The organism is Roseovarius sp. MBR-79 (assembly GCF_053628555.1).
The window spans coordinates 206107-223301 of record NZ_JBRJGP010000006.1 but is presented as its reverse complement, the minus strand read 5'-3'; the positions used below and the strand labels follow the sequence as shown (position 1 = coordinate 223301).

Genomic DNA, 17195 nt, shown 5'->3' with positions numbered 1-17195 from the left:
CCAATTCGCGGGGCGATAGCTCCGGCTCGTCCAGCGCCAGCGCCACGATCTGATCCCGCACCGCATCGGGGATGCGGTTCCAGACCCGGGAAGGGCAAGAAGGGCGATCTTCCAATCCCTCAGGCCCATGTTCGACAAAACGGTCATACCACCGATAGAACGTAGTCGGTGGGATGCTGATCTTGGCTAGCGTGCGCCTGACAGGCAGATGCGACTGCTCCACCAGCCGGATGATTTCGAGCTTTTCAGCGGCGGGGTATCTCATTCTTGGTCGCCCCCAGCCCCGGTCATGTTTTTTTTGAGCAGACGGTTTTCAAGGCTGAGATCGGCCACCAGTTCCTTCAGTGCCAAAGCCTCGGCGCGCAGATCCTTCACCTCGCCTGTATTCGCCTGGCGGGCCGTATCACCGGCCAGCCGCTTCTTGCCGGCCTCAAGAAATTCCTTCGACCAGCTGTAATACAGGCTTTGGGCGATCCCTTCCTTGCGGCACAGCTCGGCAATGCTGTCCTCACCACGAAGGCCGGATAGCACGATCCGGATCTTCTCCTCGGACGAATGCAACTTGCGCGTCGCACGCCGGATATCCTTCACGACCTGCTCGGCAGGGGCCTTCGTCGTCACAGGTTTCTTCATCATCTTCAACTCCATCTAGGGTTAAGATGAGCCGCAAACCCTCCGCTATGCAATCAGCCCAAACAGTTCCATGGGCGCTGATGGCCGACAAGAATTCGTCCCAAAGCGGATCCAGCCCGGTCAGCGCCTCGCGGGCGTCGTCCTCGGAGATGTCGTCGGTGTGGACGCGCGCCGCCTTCCAAGTCCCCGCAACGATCTCCGGCTGGCGGAACACGGCGCGCAGCTGGTCAATGACAGCGGCCTCAATCTCGCCCGCAGGCACGCGCCCGACCAGGCACGACCCGGCGCCATGCTTCAGCACCGTCTGGCTGACGTAGTAGCGGTAGAGCCTGTCGCCTTTGCGCGTATGGGTCGGCGAGAACGCCGCACCATCGGGACCGTACAGCAGCCCCTTCAGCAGCGCGGGCGTGTCGGCGCGGGTGCGCGCGGCGCGCTTCCGGGGGCTCTCCTGCAGGATCGCATGGACGCGATCCCACGTCGCGTGGTCGATGATGGCGTCGTGCTCGCCGGGATACCTGCCGCGCCCGCGCATCGACATTTCCGGGCCGCAGGGCGTGCAGGCGACCTTCGATTGGCAGGCCGCGCGCGACAGTGTGGTCGGCCGGATGTGCACCGCCACCCTCGTGAACGACGTGGAGACCTATTGATGCTGACGCTTGATCTGACGAACGCGCCGCGCTGGCATGACCTGGCACCCGGCGTCCGGGTGCAGTTGCGACCGCTGACCACCGCGCTGATGGTGGCGACCCGCAGCGATTCCGCCGTCGAAGCGGTGCCCGAGGAGGCTTCCGACGAAGAGCGGGCTGTCGCCTTCGCCAAGGCGCTGGCGCGGCGGGCGGTGCTCGCGTGGGAAGGCATCGGCGACGCCGACGGCAATTCCATCGAGCCCAGCCCCGAGGCCATCGACGCGCTGCTCGACGTCTGGCCGATCTTCGAAGCCTTCCAGCTGACCTATGTCTCGAAAGGCCTGCTACTGGAACAGGAAAAAAACGCCTCCGCGCTCTCGCCGAATGGTCCTTCGGCGGGGGCGAGCGCTACTGCGACGCCTGCCAAGCGACGTGCGAAGACTGCCCGGCGCGGCTGAACCGGCCGCTGACCCACGAAGGCTGGCAGGTCTGGGACCTCGTAGGTCGCCTCGGCGGTCAGCTTCGCGTACTCCCCGGCGCGGTGATCGGCTGGGACATGTCGGCGGCGCTGGCGCTCGGTAACGCCCTCGGCGTCCCACCCCTCGCCATGGCCGAACTGCTGCCGGTGATCGAGGCGGTGATGGTGGCCAAGCTCAACGAACAGATGGCGTCAGGCGGTCTCGAGCGGCGTGATGCCTGAGACGTCGACCGTGTCGCGCGCTCGCGCGAGATCCCAGGCGCGTTGCAGGTTCATCCAGTATTCCGGGGTGGTGCGGAAGAACTTCGCCAGCCGCATCGCAGTGTCCACGGTGAGAGCGGTTTCAGCCTTCACCAACCGTTCGATCCGCGTGCGGGGCACATGCAGACGCCGAGCGAGCGCGATCGGACTCATGTCGAGCGGCCCGAGATAGAGTTCCTCCAGAACCTCGCCGGGGTGAGAGGGATTCTTCATCAGTGTCATGTCGCGCCCTTTCAATGCCCGTTCAATGATAGTCGACGATCTCGACGTCGGCCGGTCCCTGATCGGTCCACACGAAGCAGATGCGCCACTGGCCGCCCACGCGCACCGAATGCTGTCCCGCCCGGTCGCCTTTCAGTTCCTCGAGGTGATTGCCCGGCGGGAACCGGAGATCCTCGAGAACCACGGCGGCATCGAGCGCCGACAACATCGCCCGCGCTCGCTTGACCAGGTCGGCCGGGAAACCCTTGCCGAACCGGTCTGCCACCGCGTTCGCCGCGCGCTTGCCTTTCGTGCTGACGATCATGAGGGTATGTATCACGACATGATACATATTTCAAGGGGCGCGTGGAGCCGTTCTGCGGGCTGACGTCTTCTTCACAAGGAATATCGGGAATGGCGGAAAAACGGGTCAGCGTCCGCCTCGCGGCCGTGGGTGGACGGCAGGTGCGCGCGGAGCTGGAAGGTGTCGGCGAGGCTGGCGCGCGCGGGTTTGGGCGGCTCAGCCGGGAGATGGAGGCGGCGAATGCCCGGCTTGCCGCCTTCTCGCGCCGGGTGAAGATCGCGGCCGTTGCCGCCGTGGCCGCCGCTGCCGCCGCTGGCGTGGCGATGATCCGCTCCGGGCTGCAGACGGTCGATGCGCAGGCGAAGCTCGCGCAGTCCCTCGGCACCACCGTCGCCTCGATCCAGACGCTGGGCCGCGCGCGATCTGGCCGAGAGTGCGCGTGCCCCGCTGGAAAGCTGGCAGGCGCTTCGCGATGCCGTGCGCGGGAGCGATCAGGATGGCGCGGACGCGCTGACCGGGGCCACTAGCGCGGCCGAGCGGCTGGAGACGGCGCTTGGCGATGCCGGACGCGCTGCCACGGGTGCAGGTGCGACGGCCGGGGCTGCTGCTGCGGCAGCGGAGCCCGACACCGAGGCCGCCGTCACCGGCTGGCAGGCGGTCACGGCGGCGCTGTCGGATTACGCGAGCAAGGCGCGCGAGATCGGTGGCGACATCGGCCAGAGCCTCGTCGGCGCCTTCCAGTCGGCCGAGAACGCGGTGGGCCAGTTCGTGAAGACCGGGAAGCTGAACTTCCACGATCTCGTCACCTCTCTGCTCGCCGATCTGGCCCAGCTCGCGGCGCGGCGGTTCATCCTCGGGCCGATCGCCAATGCGCTCTCCGGCGTGTTCTCCGGGGCGGGCGGCATTTTCGCGAACGTCCTGCATGCGGGCGGGATGGTCGGCTCTGCCGGGCCCTCGCGCATGGTCCCGGCCATGGCCTTCGCCGCTGCCCCGCGAATGCATGGCGGCGGGATGGCTGGGCTTCGTCACGACGAGGTGCCCGCGATCCTGCAGCGTGGAGAGCAGCTGCTGTCGCGACGCGAAGCGCAGAGCTACGGCGCAGGCGGCGGCGTCAATGTCACGATCATGGCCCGCGACGCCGAGAGTTTCCGGCAGTCCCGCACGCAGGTCGCGGCGGATATCGCCCGCGCCGTGTCGCTCGGGCGGAGGGGCATGTGATGGCGTTTCACGAGGTCCGGTTTCCCGACAATATCAGCCGCGGCGCGCGCGGCGGACCCGAGCGGCGCACGCAGATCGTCGAACTCGCCTCGGGCGACGAGAAGAGGAACGCCAGCTGAGCGAACAGCCGCCGCCGCTACGACGTCGCCTACGGCATCCGCCGCGCCGACGATCTCGCCGCCGTCGTCGCCTTCTTCGAGGCGCGCAACGGGCGCCTGCATGGATTTCGGTTCAAGGACTGGGGCGACCACAAGTCCTGCCTTCCCTCGGGCACACCCTCGCCGACCGACCAGACGATCGGCACCGGCGACGGCACGACGACCGCCTTCCAGCTGGTCAAGCGCTATACCTCAGGGGCGCAATCCTGGACGCGCGCCATCGCCAAGCCGGTGGCGGGCAACGTGCGCATCGCCATCAGCGGGGTCGAGCAGCCCTCCGGCTGGTCGGTCGACACCGCCACTGGCGTCGTCACCTTCGGTACGGCCCGCATGCGAGGGCGGCTCGTGCTGAACGGCACGACGGAAATCCGCGGCTCCGTCGGCGAAATCTCCGCCACCCATGTCTCGCTCGCCACCGCGATCTGGCTGCAGACGATGGTCCCTCTGACTGCCGGCGATACCGTCGAGCTCCAGGGGTATTTCCGGGTCGCGGACGGCTACTTCGCCGCCGATCACACCTCGTTCTGGGGCTGCAAGGTCGGCTGAAGGAGGCACGCTGAAACTCGTTCTCTGCAGCAAGCTGCACGCCGCTAGGGGGCTGGAGGTTCATCAGGGGGTGTCTCGCCCTGAAACTGATGAGTGAGTTTGAGAAGTTGCCGACGAAAGGCCGTGCCGTCGGCTGCGAGATCGACTGTGGCGAAACGAATCAGATGTCCATGCACAGAAATGGCTTGGTCCATCGCTTCTCCGATCGTTGGGTGCAGAAGCACGCCCTCGGCGCGGTCCGCCAGCGCGTCGCCCCGACCTGTCTGGGAGCGCAGATAGGCGTAGACTTGGTAAAGATATCCGCTGCGCAGCGTCGCCTCGCGCCGCCAGCCAGCTGTGACAATCTCGGTGAACTTGGTGTCGATCACGATGCGGCGCGCCGACACCACATTTTCGAGCACAATATCGGTCTGCATTACTTCGCGATGCTGGCCGACGACATCTCTGCGCGCCGCTACAGCAAGGCCGAGCATCGCCGCGCGCTCCTGCCGCTGCTGAACGACCGGTCCGAGGGGTCCGTCGAGTTCAAGCACCAGAACATCAGCGCGGTGCTGAAGGGGCTCGGCGAGGACTGGATCCCCGGCTACAAGCCCGCTTTCAACTTCCAGATGACCTTGGTGGATGCCGTGGCGCGGTGGCTGGCGCTGAACCCGGCCTGGCTCGGGCGCCAACCGGGGCTGCAAACCGCCACTGGCCTGCGCGAGGCGACGCAGATCTGGATCAGGCCGCCGCCGACGCTGTCGAACCAGCCGCCCCCGCATGAGCTGGAGCCGATGCTCCACATCGCCCACAAGTTCGACGTGGCAGGCCGGGACGAGCGCAACCGGGCGCTCGGCCGCGCGGGCGAGGAGCGCGTGCTGGCGCATGAACGACCATGATGGCCGAATGCTGCAAGCTATCGCCGGGGTTCTTGTAGCGGATTTGCCCAATAAACGGGATTATCTCGCTGAGCGGAATGTCGTCGCTGAAGGCCGGGATGGTCTGCTGCTGGTTCCAGCCTTCCTGCTTGTATTCCCAGAAGTCGAACGCGCCGAGTAACTGGTTCACCGCTTCACGGTTATGTCGGGAAGCCTCACCGCACGCCCTGGTATGGCGGACATGCACACGTTCCTGCGCCGCCAGCGGAAAGACCCGCACGTTGTCATTATCGATGATATTTCGCGCCGTGCACGCGGTCTTGAAGCGCATCTCAAGCTTCGCGCCGATATTAACGGCGCGGGCGGAGTACTGGAATGCCTTCGAGCGCAAGATTAAAAAGCTCGAAGAGGACCGAATCCTGATCGAAGAGCAGATCGCTTCGGCTGGAAAGCCCAAGCATACCTTTGAGGAGTCGTTCGAACTCGCCATGAATTTCCAGGCAAATCCTTGGTAAATTTGGAAAAATTCAAGTTTGGCTGGGCAACAAATGGTGCTCAGACTGGCTTTTGTCGAGCCTATCGGCTACTGCCGGAATCGGGGTGTTCGAACCCAATAAATTTCTTTCCCCTTCAAGGTGTTAGGGGGTATTTCATCGGCTAATTGCGAAATGGCGCACCCAGTAGGATTCGAACCTACGACCTTCGCCTTCGGAGGGCGACACTCTATCCAGCTGAGCTATGGGTGCCCGTTGAATTTCAACGTCTCACGCGGGGCGGTATAGCCGCGCGCGCGCGGTGCCGCAATCGCTAATTCAGGCCAGGAGGTCATGCGCCAGTTCCAGCGCCTCGACGAGCTTGTCGACTTCGGCCCGCGTGTTGTACATCGCAAACGACGCGCGGCAGGTGGCCGACACGCCCATGTGATCCATCAGCGGGCCCGCGCAGTGCTGACCCGCGCGCACCGCGACGCCCTTCTTGTCGAGGATGGTCGAGATGTCATGCGCGTGCGCCGCGCCCTCCATGGTAAAGGAAAAGATCGCGGCCTTGCTCTCGGTCGTGCCCTGAAGGCCAAGCCAGTTCAGCCCCGAGAGCCGCGCGCGCGCATAACGCGCAAGATCGCCCTCGTGGGCCGCGATGGCCTCCATTCCCACGCCCATCATGTATTCGAGCGCGACGCCAAGCCCGATCGTCTGCACGATCCCCGGCGTGCCGGCCTCGAATTTCATCGGCGGGTCGTTATAGGTCACGGCCTCCTTGGTCACCTCGCGGATCATGTCACCGCCACCCATGAAGGGGCGCATCTCGGCCATGCGCTCATGCCTCACGAAGATCGCGCCAGAGCCTGACGGACCATAGAGCTTGTGACCGGTTATGGCGTAGAAATCACAGCCCATCCCGTCGAGGTCGAGCGGCATGTGAACGGCCGCCTGAGAGCCGTCGACCAGCACCGGAACGCCGCGCGTGTGCGCGGCATCGCAGATGGATTTCACATCAACTATTGTCCCCAGGACATTGGAAAGATGTGTAATTGCAACAAGTTTCGTCTTCGGCCCGATGGCATCGATCACCTTTTGCGGATCGAGATGGCCGGTCGCATCCACATCCACCCATTTCAGCACCACGCCCTGCCGCTCGCGCAGGAAATGCCACGGCACGATATTGGCGTGATGCTCCATGACCGAGAGCACGATCTCGTCCCCCGCCGCCATGCGCGGCATGGCCCAGCCATAGGCCACCATGTTGATGCCCTCGGTGGTGCCGGAATTGAGCACGATCTGCCGCTCGTCCGCCACGCCGAGAAAGCGCGCGATGATGCCGCGCACGGCCTCGTATTTCTCGGTGGCTACATTGGAAAGGTAGTGCAAGCCCCTGTGAACATTCGCGTATTCATGGGAATAGGCCTGCGTCACCGCGTCAATCACCGCGCGCGGCTTTTGCGCCGAGGCCCCGTTGTCGAGATAGACCAACGGCTTGCCGTTCACCTCGCGCGCGAGAATCGGAAAATCGGCCCGGATCGTTTCGACATCATACATGCTCACATTCCTCCGATCATGGTCACGCCAAGCAGGCTGAAAACCACGCTGAGCGCCACCGCCAGCACCACGATGGATGCCACCACCGCACCCGCCGCGCGAAAGAGGCTCCCGAACCCGTGCGCCACATCCACAAAGGCCAGAAGGATCACGATTCCCCAGACCGCCGCCACCAGCACCACCAGCGCGCCGAAAACCGGCACAACCAGTGCCAGCACCACGACGCCAAGTTGCACCAGAAGCCGCAGCACCTGCATCCAGGTGAGCAGGATCAGCACGTCGCCGACGCCACCCTGCCCGCCCATGAAGCGCCCCACATGGGTCAGCGCCAGCACGGTGAAGGCAAGCGCGCCAAAGAGCATGAGTGCAAAGAGCACCGGCATGTGAAAGGCCGGCCCCACCATGCCCATGGCCATCGGGTCAGAGGGCGGGCTCATGCGGATCGAGAGCGTATAGACCAGCGTGTTGAGCACCGCCATGAGCGCCAGCCCCAGCCACCCGGCCTCGGGGCGCACACGCAGCGCCAGGAGGTGCGCGGCGGCCGCGCGCGGCTGAAACAGGGTCTGCCGCACCAATGCCCAGAAATCCGCGCCGTTCATCGCCTGCTCCATCCTGCCTCACGCAGACCCGATAGCCAGAACCACAGGAAAACGCCACACCAGATCGCGCCGATGATCGTCATCCCTGCGCCGGGACCGATGAACCCCGCCACCAGCCCGTGCAGCAACAGAACCGGTGCCGCGGCGAGAAACGCCCAGAAAAGGGCGATCCGCGCACCATACCCCGTCACCCGCCCGCCGATCAGCCGCGCGATCAACTGGCTGATGAAGGCCAGCAGATAGAACATCAGCGGCGCGATCACGATCCAGCCCAGCAGCGCACCCGCAAGGCGCGGGTTGAGCGCCTCGTGGGCCAGATGCGCCTCTCGTGCCAGTCGCGGCCATTGCGCCACGAACACCAGCGCACAGCCCCCCATCAGCAGCGCCAGTGCGCGATCCTCGCGCGGCCCCATGGCCAGAAGCCGCGCCACCACCCGGCGCGGCCCCCGATAGGTGGCCGCAATATCCTGTGCGACGGGCATCAGCCGTGCCGCCGCTCCAGCCAGGCCTCGAAATGGCCGATGATCTCGTCGCGCAGCCCCTCATCGGCGATCTCGGCCACCGCCTCGGCCAGGAAGGACAGCACCATCAGGTCGGTCGCGATGGGTTTCGGGATGCCGCGCGCGCGCAGGTAGTAAAGCGCGTCCTCGTCAATCGCGCCAGAGGTGGACCCGTGCGAACAGGCCACGTCATCGGCGTAGATCTCAAGCTCGGGCTTGGCGAGGAACTGGCTGTCGTCATCGAGCAGCAGCGCCTGGCTGATCTGGTAGCCATCGGTTTTCTGCGCGCCGGGTTTCACGAGGATCTTGCCCTGAAACACGCCCGTCGCCCCGTTTTGCAGCACCTTCTTGAAGACCTGCCGGCTCTCGCCGCGCAGCGCGTCATGGGTGATGAACACCGTGTCATCATGGTGAAAATCACCGCCCCCCATCGCAGCGCCCGCGACATGGGCGCTGGCATCATCGCCCGCGATCTCGATCACGCATTCGTTGCGCGTGAGCACGCCATTCGCTGTCAGGCTGAAGGTCTTGAACACCGCCTCTTGCGCCAGACGGGCAAAGATATGGGTAATCGCGCGGCGCTCATGGTCGGGCCCCTGGATGCGCAGGTGGTGGAAGGCGGCGCTATCGGCCACGTCCACCTCCATCACCTTGTTGAACCGCGCGGCGGCCGGACCGGTTTCGAGAAGGGTCAGCTCGGCCCCCGCATCAAGACGTATGCAATGGTGCAAGATCGCGTCGGAAACCTCTGATTTATGGACATAAACCAGATGGATCGGCTTGCGGGCCTGCCCCGTGACATGGATCAGGACACCGTCGCGCGCCTGCGCCGTGTTCAGTGCGGCCAGCGGGCGCGGCACCGGATCTTGCCCGCGCGCCTCAAGCGTGCCGTAAAGATCGCGCGCCCAGTGGATATCCTGCGCCTCGACCTCCGCCAGCCGCTCGATCCGCACGCCCTCAAGCGCCAGATCGTCGCTTGCCTGCGGGTCAAACACGCCATCCACGAACACGATGCGCAGCCGGTCACGCGCGCCGAACACCTCGGGCACCTCGCCCTGAAACAGCGCGGCGCGCGGGGCCTCGGGCACGGTCAGGCTGTCGGGACGGGTGAATTTCCAGTATTCGTCGCGCCGCTGCGGCAGGCCCATCCCGGTCAGCCGCGCCTGTGCCGCCTTGCGGGCCGCCGTGATCCAGACACCGCCCGCGGGAAGTGGTCGGGTATCCATGGCCGGGGCCTCCTTCGCCTGCGGGCTCGCCATCATGCCACCTCCGTCAGGATGTCGGCATAACCGTTTTTCTCCACCTCGAGCGCAAGATCGGCCCCGCCCGACTTGATGATCCGGCCATCGGCCATGATATGCACCACATCCGGCACAATATGGTCCAGAAGTCGTTGATAATGCGTGATAACCAGAAATCCACGCCCTGCGTCGCGCAATGCGTTCACACCATCGGCCACCAGCTTCATCGCGTCCACGTCAAGGCCCGAATCGGTTTCGTCGAGGATACACATGCGCGGCTCCAGCATGGCCATTTGCAGGATCTCGTTGCGCTTCTTCTCGCCGCCCGAAAAGCCCACATTGACCGGGCGCTTGAGCATGTCGGCGTCGATCTTGAGCGCCTTGGCCTTTTCGCGCACGAGCTTGAGGAAATCGGCGGCACTGATTTCGCCCTCGCCGCGCGCCTTGCGCTGTGCGTTCACGGCGGTGCGCAGAAAGGTCATGTTGCCCACACCGGGGATTTCGACAGGGTATTGAAACGCAAGGAAAAGTCCGGCGGCGGCGCGCTCTTCGGGTTCCATCTCCAGCAGGTCCGCACCGTCGAGCGTGGCGCTGCCTTGCGTGACGGTATAGCCGCCCCGCCCCGAGAGGACATAAGACAGCGTCGATTTCCCCGAGCCGTTCGGCCCCATGATCGCATGGACCTTGCCCGCCTCGACACTGAGGTTGACGCCTTTGAGGATCGCCTTGTCCTCTTCTTCAAGATCGACGTGCAGGTTATTGATTTCCAGCATTTTTATTTCCTCTCAGGTGTTTCTTGCAGCGTCAGGGCCGCAGCATCATCTCGATTGCGGTGGCAAGGTCGCGCGGCGCAAGGGTGAGCGGTGCAATCTCGAATTCGGCCATGCGTCCGATCATCCGGCAGGGCGCGCCGATGAACTCCTCGATCCGGTGGTAATGGCGGCGCGGCGCGTAATCATCGAAGAGAAGCCGCAGGGGCCCCTTGGCATGAAGCGCCGCCGCCAGCGCGCAGCCGGTGCGAAACCGCCCGTCAACCAGCACCAGATCGGGGATGACATCCGTGCGCTCCCAAATCCCCAGCGGATAACGCGCATAGCGCAGATAGCCGCTCTTGTCGGCGGGGTGGCCCCACTCCTCGGTCGGGCCGATATCGGCCCAGATCACCTCGACCGTCGTCCCGGGGGCGGGCGGGTTGGCCTTGAGCCAGCCGCGCATCATCGCCGCCCAGGCCTCGTCGCTCTCGACCGACCAGACGCGTTTTCCCGGCATTTCCGACGCCATCACCGTCGAGCCGCCCGAGCCGTATTCGAGGATCGCCGAAGCATCCTCATAGGCCGCGCGCAGATGGGCGGCCTCGGCCTCGGGCAGGGTCAGCTCGGGGCGGGTGATGGTGGGCGTGTCGGTCATCGTGACGCGGGGGCGCTCAGCCCACCGACCCCTCAAGCGAAATGGCCACCAGTTGCTGCGCCTCCATGGCAAATTCCATCGGCAGCGCCTGAAGCACCTCGCGGCAGAAGCCGTTGACGACAAGCGCCACCGCCTCCTCCTCGTCCATGCCGCGCGCGCGGCAATAGAAGAGCTGATCGTCATCCACCTTCGATGTCGTCGCCTCGTGCTCGACCCGGCTGGAGTTGTTCTTGACCTCGATATAGGGCACCGTATGCGCGCCGCACTTGTCGCCGATGAGCAGGCTGTCGCATTGGGTATAGTTGCGGCTGTTCTTCGCCTTGGGGTGCATCGACACAAGCCCGCGATAGGTGTTCTGGGCATGGCCCGCGCTGATCCCCTTGGAGACAATGCGCGAACGGGTGTTCTTGCCCAGATGCACCATCTTGGTGCCGGTATCGGCCTGCTGATAGTTGTTGGTGATGGCGATGGAGTAGAATTCGCCTTGGGACTCGTCCCCGCGCAGGATGCAGGACGGGTATTTCCACGTCACCGCACTGCCGGTCTCGACCTGCGTCCACATCACCTTGGAGCGGTCGCCCCGGCAATCGGCGCGCTTGGTGACGAAATTGTAGATCCCGCCCTTGCCGGTCTCGTCGCCGGGATACCAGTTCTGGACGGTGGAATACTTGATCTCGGCATCTTCCAGCGCAACGAGTTCCACCACCGCGGCGTGAAGCTGGCTGGTGTCGCGCTGCGGCGCGGTGCAACCCTCCAAGTAGCTCACATAAGCGCCCTTGTCGGCGATAATGAGCGTGCGCTCGAACTGGCCGGTGTTTTCGGCATTGATGCGGAAATAGGTGGAAAGCTCCATCGGGCAGCGCACACCGGGCGGCACGTAGACGAAGGAGCCATCCGAGAACACCGCCGAATTGAGCGTGGCATAGTAATTGTCCGAGACCGGCACAACCGAGCCGAGATATTTCCGAACCAGTTCGGGATGCTCGCGGATCGCCTCGGAGATCGAGCAGAAGATGACGCCGGCCTGTTTCAACTCGGCCTGAAAGGTGGTGCCGACGCTCACGCTGTCGAAAACCGCATCCACGGCCACCTTGCGGCCCTCGGCGGGCGCGTCCTCGGCCCCCTCGACGCCCGCAAGGATCATCTGTTCCTTGAGCGGGATGCCCAGCTTGGCATAGGTGGCCAGCAGCTTGGGGTCGACCTCGTCAAGCGATTTCGGCTTGGTTTCCATGGACTTGGGACGGGCATAGTAATACTGGTTCTGAAAGTCGATCTTGGGGTAATCGACCATCGCCCAGTCGGGTTCCGTCATCTTCAGCCAGCGGCGATAGGCCCCGAGACGCCATTCGGTCATCCACTCGGGTTCCTCGTTCTTCGACGAGATCAGGCGCACGATATCCTCGTCAAGGCCCAGGGGCGCGAAATCCATCTCGATCTCGGTTTCCCAGCCGTGCTTGTAGGCGCTGCCCACTTGCCGGACCGCATCGACCGTTTCCTGATCGACGCCTTCCTTGATCTGCACTTCGTCCACAACCGCCATCGCGTCACTCCAATTCTCAGGCCAGTCTGGCCCTGTGTCGCTGCCAGCGTTTTGCCCAGGCCTCGGCAAAGCGCATGACATCCTCCTCCGTCACCTCCGGCCCGAGCGAGACGCGCAGCGCCGACGATGCGGCGGGCACGTCATAGCCCATGGCCAGCAAGACCCGGCTGGCCTGCACCTTGCCGCTGGAACAGGCCGACCCTGCCGAAACGGCAAAGCCTGCAAGATCGAGCGCCATGACCTGCGTCTCCCCTTTCCATCCCGGTGTCAGGAAGCAGCTTGTATTCGGCAGCCGGGGCGAGTCTTTCCCGACAAAAATAGTCTCATTAGAAATCTCTGCAATAGCGGATTCTAGAATGTTTCTAATTTTTTCCACGCGCGCCCAGACACCGGCGGCCAGATCGCGGGCCGCCGCCTCGGCCGCAGCCCCGAAACCGGCGATACCGATGATGTTCTCGGTGCCCGCGCGGCGGCCCATCTCCTGCCCGCCGCCCCTGATCCGCGCCGCCAGATCGGTGCCGCGCCGCACCACCAGCGCGCCGATGCCCTTTGGCCCGCCCAGCTTGTGCGCCGAGACAAGCGCCATCTGCGCGCCCGACCAGTTGAAGGCGACCGGCAGCTTGCCAAAGGCCTGCGTCATGTCGCTGACGGCAAGGCCCTCGGGCAGGGTCTGGAGGATGCCGGTTTCGGAATTGGCCAGTTGCAGCGTGCTGCGCGCGGGGTCTTTTACGGCAACCTGCCCGTTTGCGCCGACCTCCAGATCCTCGGTGATCCAGGCGCGCACCGCGTCATGCTCGATCCCCGCCCCGACCAGGCCGCGCCCCTCGAGCGCAAGCGCCGCCGCCTCGGTCGCGCCGGAGGTGAATATCACATCCGCCCCCTCGGCCCCGAAGGCCGCCGCGACCTGCGCGCGCGCCCGCTCGACAAGACCCCTGGCCGCGCGCCCCTCGGCATGGACCGAGGACGGGTTGCCGATGACATCCATCGCCGCCACCATCGCCGCGCGCGCCTCGGGGCGCAACGGCGCCGTGGCGTTGCAGTCCAGATATATGCGTTTCATTCCGTCCCTCTCGTGGCTTTCGCCTTGGGGACGGGGCCATGCGCCGTCCCAGTCAGATATGGATCACGCGCCCGTAAGCGTCCAGAACGCTTTCGTGCATCATCTCGCTGAGGGTGGGATGCGGGAAGACCGTATTCATCAGGTCCTCCTCGGTCGTCTCAAGCTGACGGCCCACCACATAGCCCTGAATAAGTTCGGTAACTTCCGCGCCGATCATGTGCGCGCCCAGAAGCTCGCCGGTTTTCGCATCGAACACGGTCTTGATCATACCTTCCGGCTCGCCAAGTGCAATCGCCTTGCCGTTGCCGATGAAGGGGAAACGGCCGACCTTGATGTCATGGCCTTTTTCCTTGGCCTTGGCCTCGGTCAGGCCGACGCTGGCCACCTGCGGGTGGCAATAGGTGCAGCCTGCGATGCTCTCGGGTTTCACCGGGTGCGGATGGCCGCCCGCGATCAGCTCGGCCACCATCACGCCCTCGTGGCTGGCCTTGTGCGCAAGCCAGGGTGCGCCCGCGATATCGCCGATGGCATAGAGCCCATCCACGCCGGTGCGGCAGTATTCATCGGTGACCACATGGGTGCGGTCGACCTTGACGCCCAACTCTTCCAGCCCCAGCCCCTCGGTATTGCCGACGATGCCGACGGCGGAAATCACCGTGTCGAAGTCGTGCTTCTCGACCTTGCCGCCCATCTCGATATGCGCGGTGACGGTGCCCTTGCCCCGGTCGAGTTGCTTGACCATGGCTTTCTCCATGATCTTCATGCCCTGCTTGGTAAAGGACTTCTTGGCAAAGGCCGAGATTTCGGCATCCTCCACCGGCAGGATGCGCTCCATCACCTCGACCACGGTCGTATCGCATCCGAGCGTGTTGTAGAAACTGGCGAATTCGATCCCGATGGCGCCCGAGCCGATGACCAGAAGCTTTTTCGGCATCCGCGGCGGCACCAGCGCGTGCTTGTAGGTCCACACGAGATCGCCGTCCGCCTCCAGCCCCGGCAATTCGCGGGCGCGTGCGCCGGTGGCCAGCACGATATGCTTGGCCGCCAGTTCCTCGGTGCCCTTGTCGGTCTTGACGCTGACACGGCCCTTGGCGGGAAGGCTTGCCGCGCCCATCACCACCGTGACCTTGTTCTTCTTCATGAGGTGTGCGACGCCGCCGCTCAATTGCTTGGCCACGTTGCGCGAGCGTTTCACCACCGCGTCGAGATCATAGCCGATCCCTGTCGCGCTCAGCCCGAACTCCTTGGCCCGGTGCATGAGGTGAAAGACCTCGGAGGACCGCAGCATCGCCTTGGTGGGGATGCAGCCCCAGTTGAGGCAGATGCCGCCCATATGCTCGCGCTCGACGATGGCCACCTTGAGGCCAAGCTGCGCGCCCCGGATGGCGGCCACATAGCCCCCCGGTCCCGCCCCGATTACGATCATGTCAAAGCTTTGCGGTGCCATGCGGTCCTCCATCCCCGAAAACTAGTTCAGCGTTAAACTATTTTCCGAAAGATCACAACGCCGCATTGCAGCACAGGCCGGAAAACCTGCCATGCACGGGATGCAGGGCCGCTCAGGCGGCCTTTTGCACCTGCCGGACAAGCGCGCCATAACCGCCCTCGTCCTCGAACGTGCGTTCCGGCGCGGTCGAGGCGCGGCCAAGCGCCGCGTTGCGATAGGGGAAGCGGCCAAAGCGGCGGATCACCTCGCGATGCGCGCGGGCATGAAGCAGGTTGCCCGGCCCGTGCTCGGGCATCCGTTCGCAAATGAGGCGAATGCAGCGTTCCTGATCGCAGAGATTTTCCGAATGCATCAGGGGCAGGTAGAAGAATTGCCGCGCGGGCTCGTCTATGCGCATGTCCCAGCCCCGGTTGATCGCCACCTTGGCGGCCGCGAGCGCGGCGCGGTCGGTCTCGAAGGCGCGCGCCTCGTCGCGGAACATGTTGCGCGGAAACTGATCAGTCAGGATGACATAGGCCAGCGTCCCGGTGGGATATGTCAGCCACATCGCATAGGTGCCGGTGCGCGCGTTCTCCCAGGCACCGAGAAAACGCGCCCGGATCTCCGCATCGAGCGTGTCATCCTTCTCATACCAGCCCTTCGGGCCAACCTCATCAAGCCAGAAGCGCAACACATCATCAGGCGACACCATGGGATTTTCCTCACTTTCCCTGTCACAATAAATTCATGCTACACCTTAACTTAAGCATTTCTTAGTAAAATGTTACTTCAAAAGGGTCATGTTTCGTCGCTTTTGGCGGATTCTTCGGCGTCCTGCGCGGCCTCGATGGCGATTTCCTGCGCAAATTCCACCGCCATCGGCGAGGAGGAGGGCGAGACCGGCATGTAGCTGTCGGTCTGCGACGGCGTCGGCGCAGCACGCTGCGTCATGCGGTAGAGCGCATAGACCACGAGCGCGGCCATCAGCACGGCGATGTAGAGGAAATAGCCCTTGGGGCCCATGACCCCCATCATCCAGCCCACCATCAACGGCCCGGCAATCGCCCCCAGCCCGTTGATGAAGACCATTCCGCCTGCCGCTGCGGCCATGTCGTCATGCTCCAGAAAGTCGTTGGTATAGGCGATGAGCAGCGAATAGAGCGGGTTGGACGAGCCGCCCACCAGAAAGGCCGCCGCCAGCAGCAGGCGGTAATCCCCCGCCGAGGCCATGCCCAGCACCGCGCCAAGCGCCGTGACCAGCGACACGCCCGCGATGAGCTTGCGCCGGTCCATCCGGTCCGACAGCCACCCCAGCGGATATTGCGCCAGCACCGCGCCGATATAGAAGGACGCGACAAAGGCCGAAATCTGCCCCACGCTCAGCCCCGCTTCGGCCCCGTAGACGGCGGCCATGCCGAATTGCGCGGCAAAGACGCCCCCGGTGAGAAGCATCCCCACGCAGCCCAGCGGCGAGATTTCCAATATCCGTCGCAGCGACAACGGCTTGGTCGAATCAAAGGCGGGTGTCGGGCTGACCGACAAGAGGATCGGCGCGAACGCGAGCGACACCAGCACCGAGGGGATCACGAAGAGCACATAGCCCGACGGGTCCGCCAGCACCATCAGGCCCTGCGCCGAGACGATCCCCACCATCTGCACGATCATGTAGAGCGAGAGCGCCTTGCCGCGCGTGGCATTGGTGGCCGAATTGTTGAGCCAGCTTTCGGCGGTCACATAGACCCCCGAGAAACAGAACCCGATCAGCACCCGGCCGAGGGCCCAGGCCCATGGCTCGGTGATCGTGGGATAGAGGATCAGTACCGCCGATATCATCGAGCCGAGCGCGGCAAAGACCCGCACATGGCCAACGCGACGGATCATCTCGGGCGCCATGCGCGAGCCGAACAGGAACCCAAGGAAATAGGCCGACATGACCACCGACATCTCGTAGGTGGAAAAGCCCTCAAGCGCGCCGCGCACCCCCAGCAGCGTGCCCTGCATGCCGTTGCCGACCTGCAAGAGCATCATCCCGAGAAGCAGCGCCCACGCACCTGAAAGGACCTTCAGCATCGTTTCCCCTTTCCATCCGCCCCACCCTGTCGCCGGA

General features: G+C 64.5%; 18 protein-coding genes, 1 tRNA gene and 6 pseudogenes. 8 read left to right on the top strand and 17 right to left on the bottom strand.

Going from position 1 to position 17195, the window contains the following annotated elements:
* Together ACSSV8_RS08610 and ACSSV8_RS08605 are read right to left on the bottom strand one after the other, a co-directional pair.
* Positions 1-636 (bottom strand): annotated as a pseudogene (locus ACSSV8_RS08610) (helix-turn-helix domain-containing protein); the annotation flags it as partial.
* Positions 637-720: 84 nt separating this feature from the next.
* Positions 721-1147 (bottom strand): annotated as a pseudogene (locus ACSSV8_RS08605) (zinc ribbon domain-containing protein); the annotation flags it as partial.
* Here ACSSV8_RS08605 and ACSSV8_RS08600 point away from each other — a divergent pair.
* The 3 genes and pseudogenes from ACSSV8_RS08600 to ACSSV8_RS08590 all read left to right on the top strand — a co-directional run.
* A pseudogene (locus ACSSV8_RS08600) lies at positions 1146-1280 on the top strand (phage tail tube protein); the annotation flags it as partial. The pseudogenes ACSSV8_RS08605 and ACSSV8_RS08600 overlap by 2 nt on opposite strands.
* The gene (locus ACSSV8_RS08595; RefSeq protein ID WP_354540148.1) at positions 1280-1717 is read left to right on the top strand and encodes a hypothetical protein; all 438 of its coding nucleotides are present in this window, start codon (positions 1280-1282) and stop codon (positions 1715-1717) included. The pseudogene ACSSV8_RS08600 and the gene ACSSV8_RS08595, both read left to right, overlap by 1 nt.
* A 98-nt stretch (positions 1718-1815) precedes the next feature.
* Positions 1816-1959 carry a DUF7697 family protein gene (locus tag ACSSV8_RS08590; RefSeq protein ID WP_354540147.1) on the top strand — a complete coding sequence of 48 codons (144 nt, stop codon included), beginning with the start codon at positions 1816-1818 and terminating at the stop codon, positions 1957-1959.
* Here the strand turns inward: ACSSV8_RS08590 and ACSSV8_RS08585 are convergent.
* Entirely contained in the window at positions 1930-2220 is a 291-nt protein-coding gene (locus ACSSV8_RS08585) for a HigA family addiction module antitoxin (RefSeq protein ID WP_354540146.1), read from the bottom strand. The two genes, ACSSV8_RS08590 and ACSSV8_RS08585, sit on opposite strands and share 30 nt — an antisense overlap.
* Before the next feature lie 22 nt (positions 2221-2242).
* Positions 2243-2524 (bottom strand): type II toxin-antitoxin system RelE/ParE family toxin, encoded by a 282-nt coding sequence (locus ACSSV8_RS08580; protein WP_354540145.1) that lies wholly within the window; start codon positions 2522-2524, stop codon positions 2243-2245.
* A gap of 384 nt (positions 2525-2908) precedes the next feature.
* Here ACSSV8_RS08580 and ACSSV8_RS08575 point away from each other — a divergent pair.
* Both ACSSV8_RS08575 and ACSSV8_RS08570 read left to right on the top strand, forming a co-directional pair.
* Positions 2909-3721 (top strand): annotated as a pseudogene (locus tag ACSSV8_RS08575) (phage tail tape measure C-terminal domain-containing protein); the annotation flags it as partial.
* Positions 3721-4236: pseudogene (locus ACSSV8_RS08570) on the top strand (phage distal tail protein, Rcc01695 family); the annotation flags it as partial. The pseudogenes ACSSV8_RS08575 and ACSSV8_RS08570, both read left to right, overlap by 1 nt.
* A gap of 233 nt (positions 4237-4469) precedes the next feature.
* Here the strand turns inward: ACSSV8_RS08570 and ACSSV8_RS08565 are convergent.
* Positions 4470-4841, bottom strand: coding sequence for an McrC family protein (locus ACSSV8_RS08565; protein WP_354540141.1), 372 nt, complete (start codon positions 4839-4841; stop codon positions 4470-4472).
* Between the two features lie 9 nt (positions 4842-4850).
* On the opposite strand from ACSSV8_RS08565, the pseudogene ACSSV8_RS08560 reads away from it, so the two are divergent.
* The 3 genes and pseudogenes from ACSSV8_RS08560 to ACSSV8_RS08550 form a co-directional block, all read left to right on the top strand.
* A pseudogene (locus ACSSV8_RS08560) lies at positions 4851-5297 on the top strand (DUF3883 domain-containing protein); the annotation flags it as partial.
* Positions 5290-5463 (top strand): hypothetical protein, encoded by a 174-nt coding sequence (locus ACSSV8_RS08555; RefSeq protein WP_354540140.1) that lies wholly within the window; start codon positions 5290-5292, stop codon positions 5461-5463. The pseudogene ACSSV8_RS08560 and the gene ACSSV8_RS08555, both read left to right, overlap by 8 nt.
* A gap of 100 nt (positions 5464-5563) precedes the next feature.
* Positions 5564-5797, top strand: coding sequence for a hypothetical protein (locus ACSSV8_RS08550; RefSeq protein ID WP_454282144.1), 234 nt, complete (start codon positions 5564-5566; stop codon positions 5795-5797).
* A 154-nt stretch (positions 5798-5951) separates the two neighbouring features.
* Here the strand turns inward: ACSSV8_RS08550 and ACSSV8_RS08545 are convergent.
* From ACSSV8_RS08545 to ACSSV8_RS08490, 12 genes are all read right to left on the bottom strand, one after another.
* Positions 5952-6028 (bottom strand) — tRNA-Arg (locus ACSSV8_RS08545).
* Positions 6029-6094: 66 nt separating this feature from the next.
* Entirely contained in the window at positions 6095-7315 is a 1221-nt protein-coding gene (locus ACSSV8_RS08540) for a cysteine desulfurase (protein ID WP_454282143.1), read from the bottom strand.
* 2 nt (positions 7316-7317) lie between these two features.
* Entirely contained in the window at positions 7318-7914 is a 597-nt protein-coding gene (locus ACSSV8_RS08535; RefSeq protein ID WP_454282142.1) for a YIP1 family protein, read from the bottom strand.
* Positions 7911-8396: a YIP1 family protein gene (locus tag ACSSV8_RS08530; RefSeq protein ID WP_454282141.1), complete on the bottom strand. Its 486-nt coding sequence runs from the start codon at positions 8394-8396 to the stop codon at positions 7911-7913. Before ACSSV8_RS08530 ends, ACSSV8_RS08535 begins: the two co-directional genes overlap by 4 nt.
* Complete coding sequence (locus tag ACSSV8_RS08525; RefSeq protein ID WP_454282151.1) at positions 8396-9673, bottom strand: SufB/SufD family protein; 1278 nt, start codon at positions 9671-9673, stop codon at positions 8396-8398. Before ACSSV8_RS08525 ends, ACSSV8_RS08530 begins: the two co-directional genes overlap by 1 nt.
* Complete coding sequence (gene sufC / locus ACSSV8_RS08520) at positions 9673-10428, bottom strand: Fe-S cluster assembly ATPase SufC (RefSeq protein ID WP_454282140.1); 756 nt, start codon at positions 10426-10428, stop codon at positions 9673-9675. Before sufC ends, ACSSV8_RS08525 begins: the two co-directional genes overlap by 1 nt.
* 31 nt (positions 10429-10459) lie before the next feature.
* Positions 10460-11062 (bottom strand): hypothetical protein, encoded by a 603-nt coding sequence (locus ACSSV8_RS08515; protein ID WP_454282139.1) that lies wholly within the window; start codon positions 11060-11062, stop codon positions 10460-10462.
* 16 nt (positions 11063-11078) lie between these two features.
* Complete coding sequence (gene sufB, locus ACSSV8_RS08510; RefSeq protein WP_354540133.1) at positions 11079-12602, bottom strand: Fe-S cluster assembly protein SufB; 1524 nt, start codon at positions 12600-12602, stop codon at positions 11079-11081.
* A gap of 16 nt (positions 12603-12618) precedes the next feature.
* A complete protein-coding gene (locus tag ACSSV8_RS08505) occupies positions 12619-13662 on the bottom strand; it encodes a cysteine desulfurase family protein (protein ID WP_354540132.1) in 1044 nt (347 codons plus the stop codon).
* Positions 13663-13714: 52 nt separating this feature from the next.
* Positions 13715-15109: a dihydrolipoyl dehydrogenase gene (gene lpdA, locus ACSSV8_RS08500; RefSeq protein ID WP_454282138.1), complete on the bottom strand. Its 1395-nt coding sequence runs from the start codon at positions 15107-15109 to the stop codon at positions 13715-13717.
* 112 nt (positions 15110-15221) lie between these two features.
* Positions 15222-15800, bottom strand: a complete 579-nt coding sequence (locus ACSSV8_RS08495; protein ID WP_354540130.1) for a DUF924 family protein — start codon at positions 15798-15800, stop codon at positions 15222-15224.
* Positions 15801-15886: 86 nt separating this feature from the next.
* Complete coding sequence (locus ACSSV8_RS08490) at positions 15887-17158, bottom strand: MFS transporter (protein WP_354540129.1); 1272 nt, start codon at positions 17156-17158, stop codon at positions 15887-15889.
* Positions 17159-17195 lie beyond the last annotated feature (37 nt).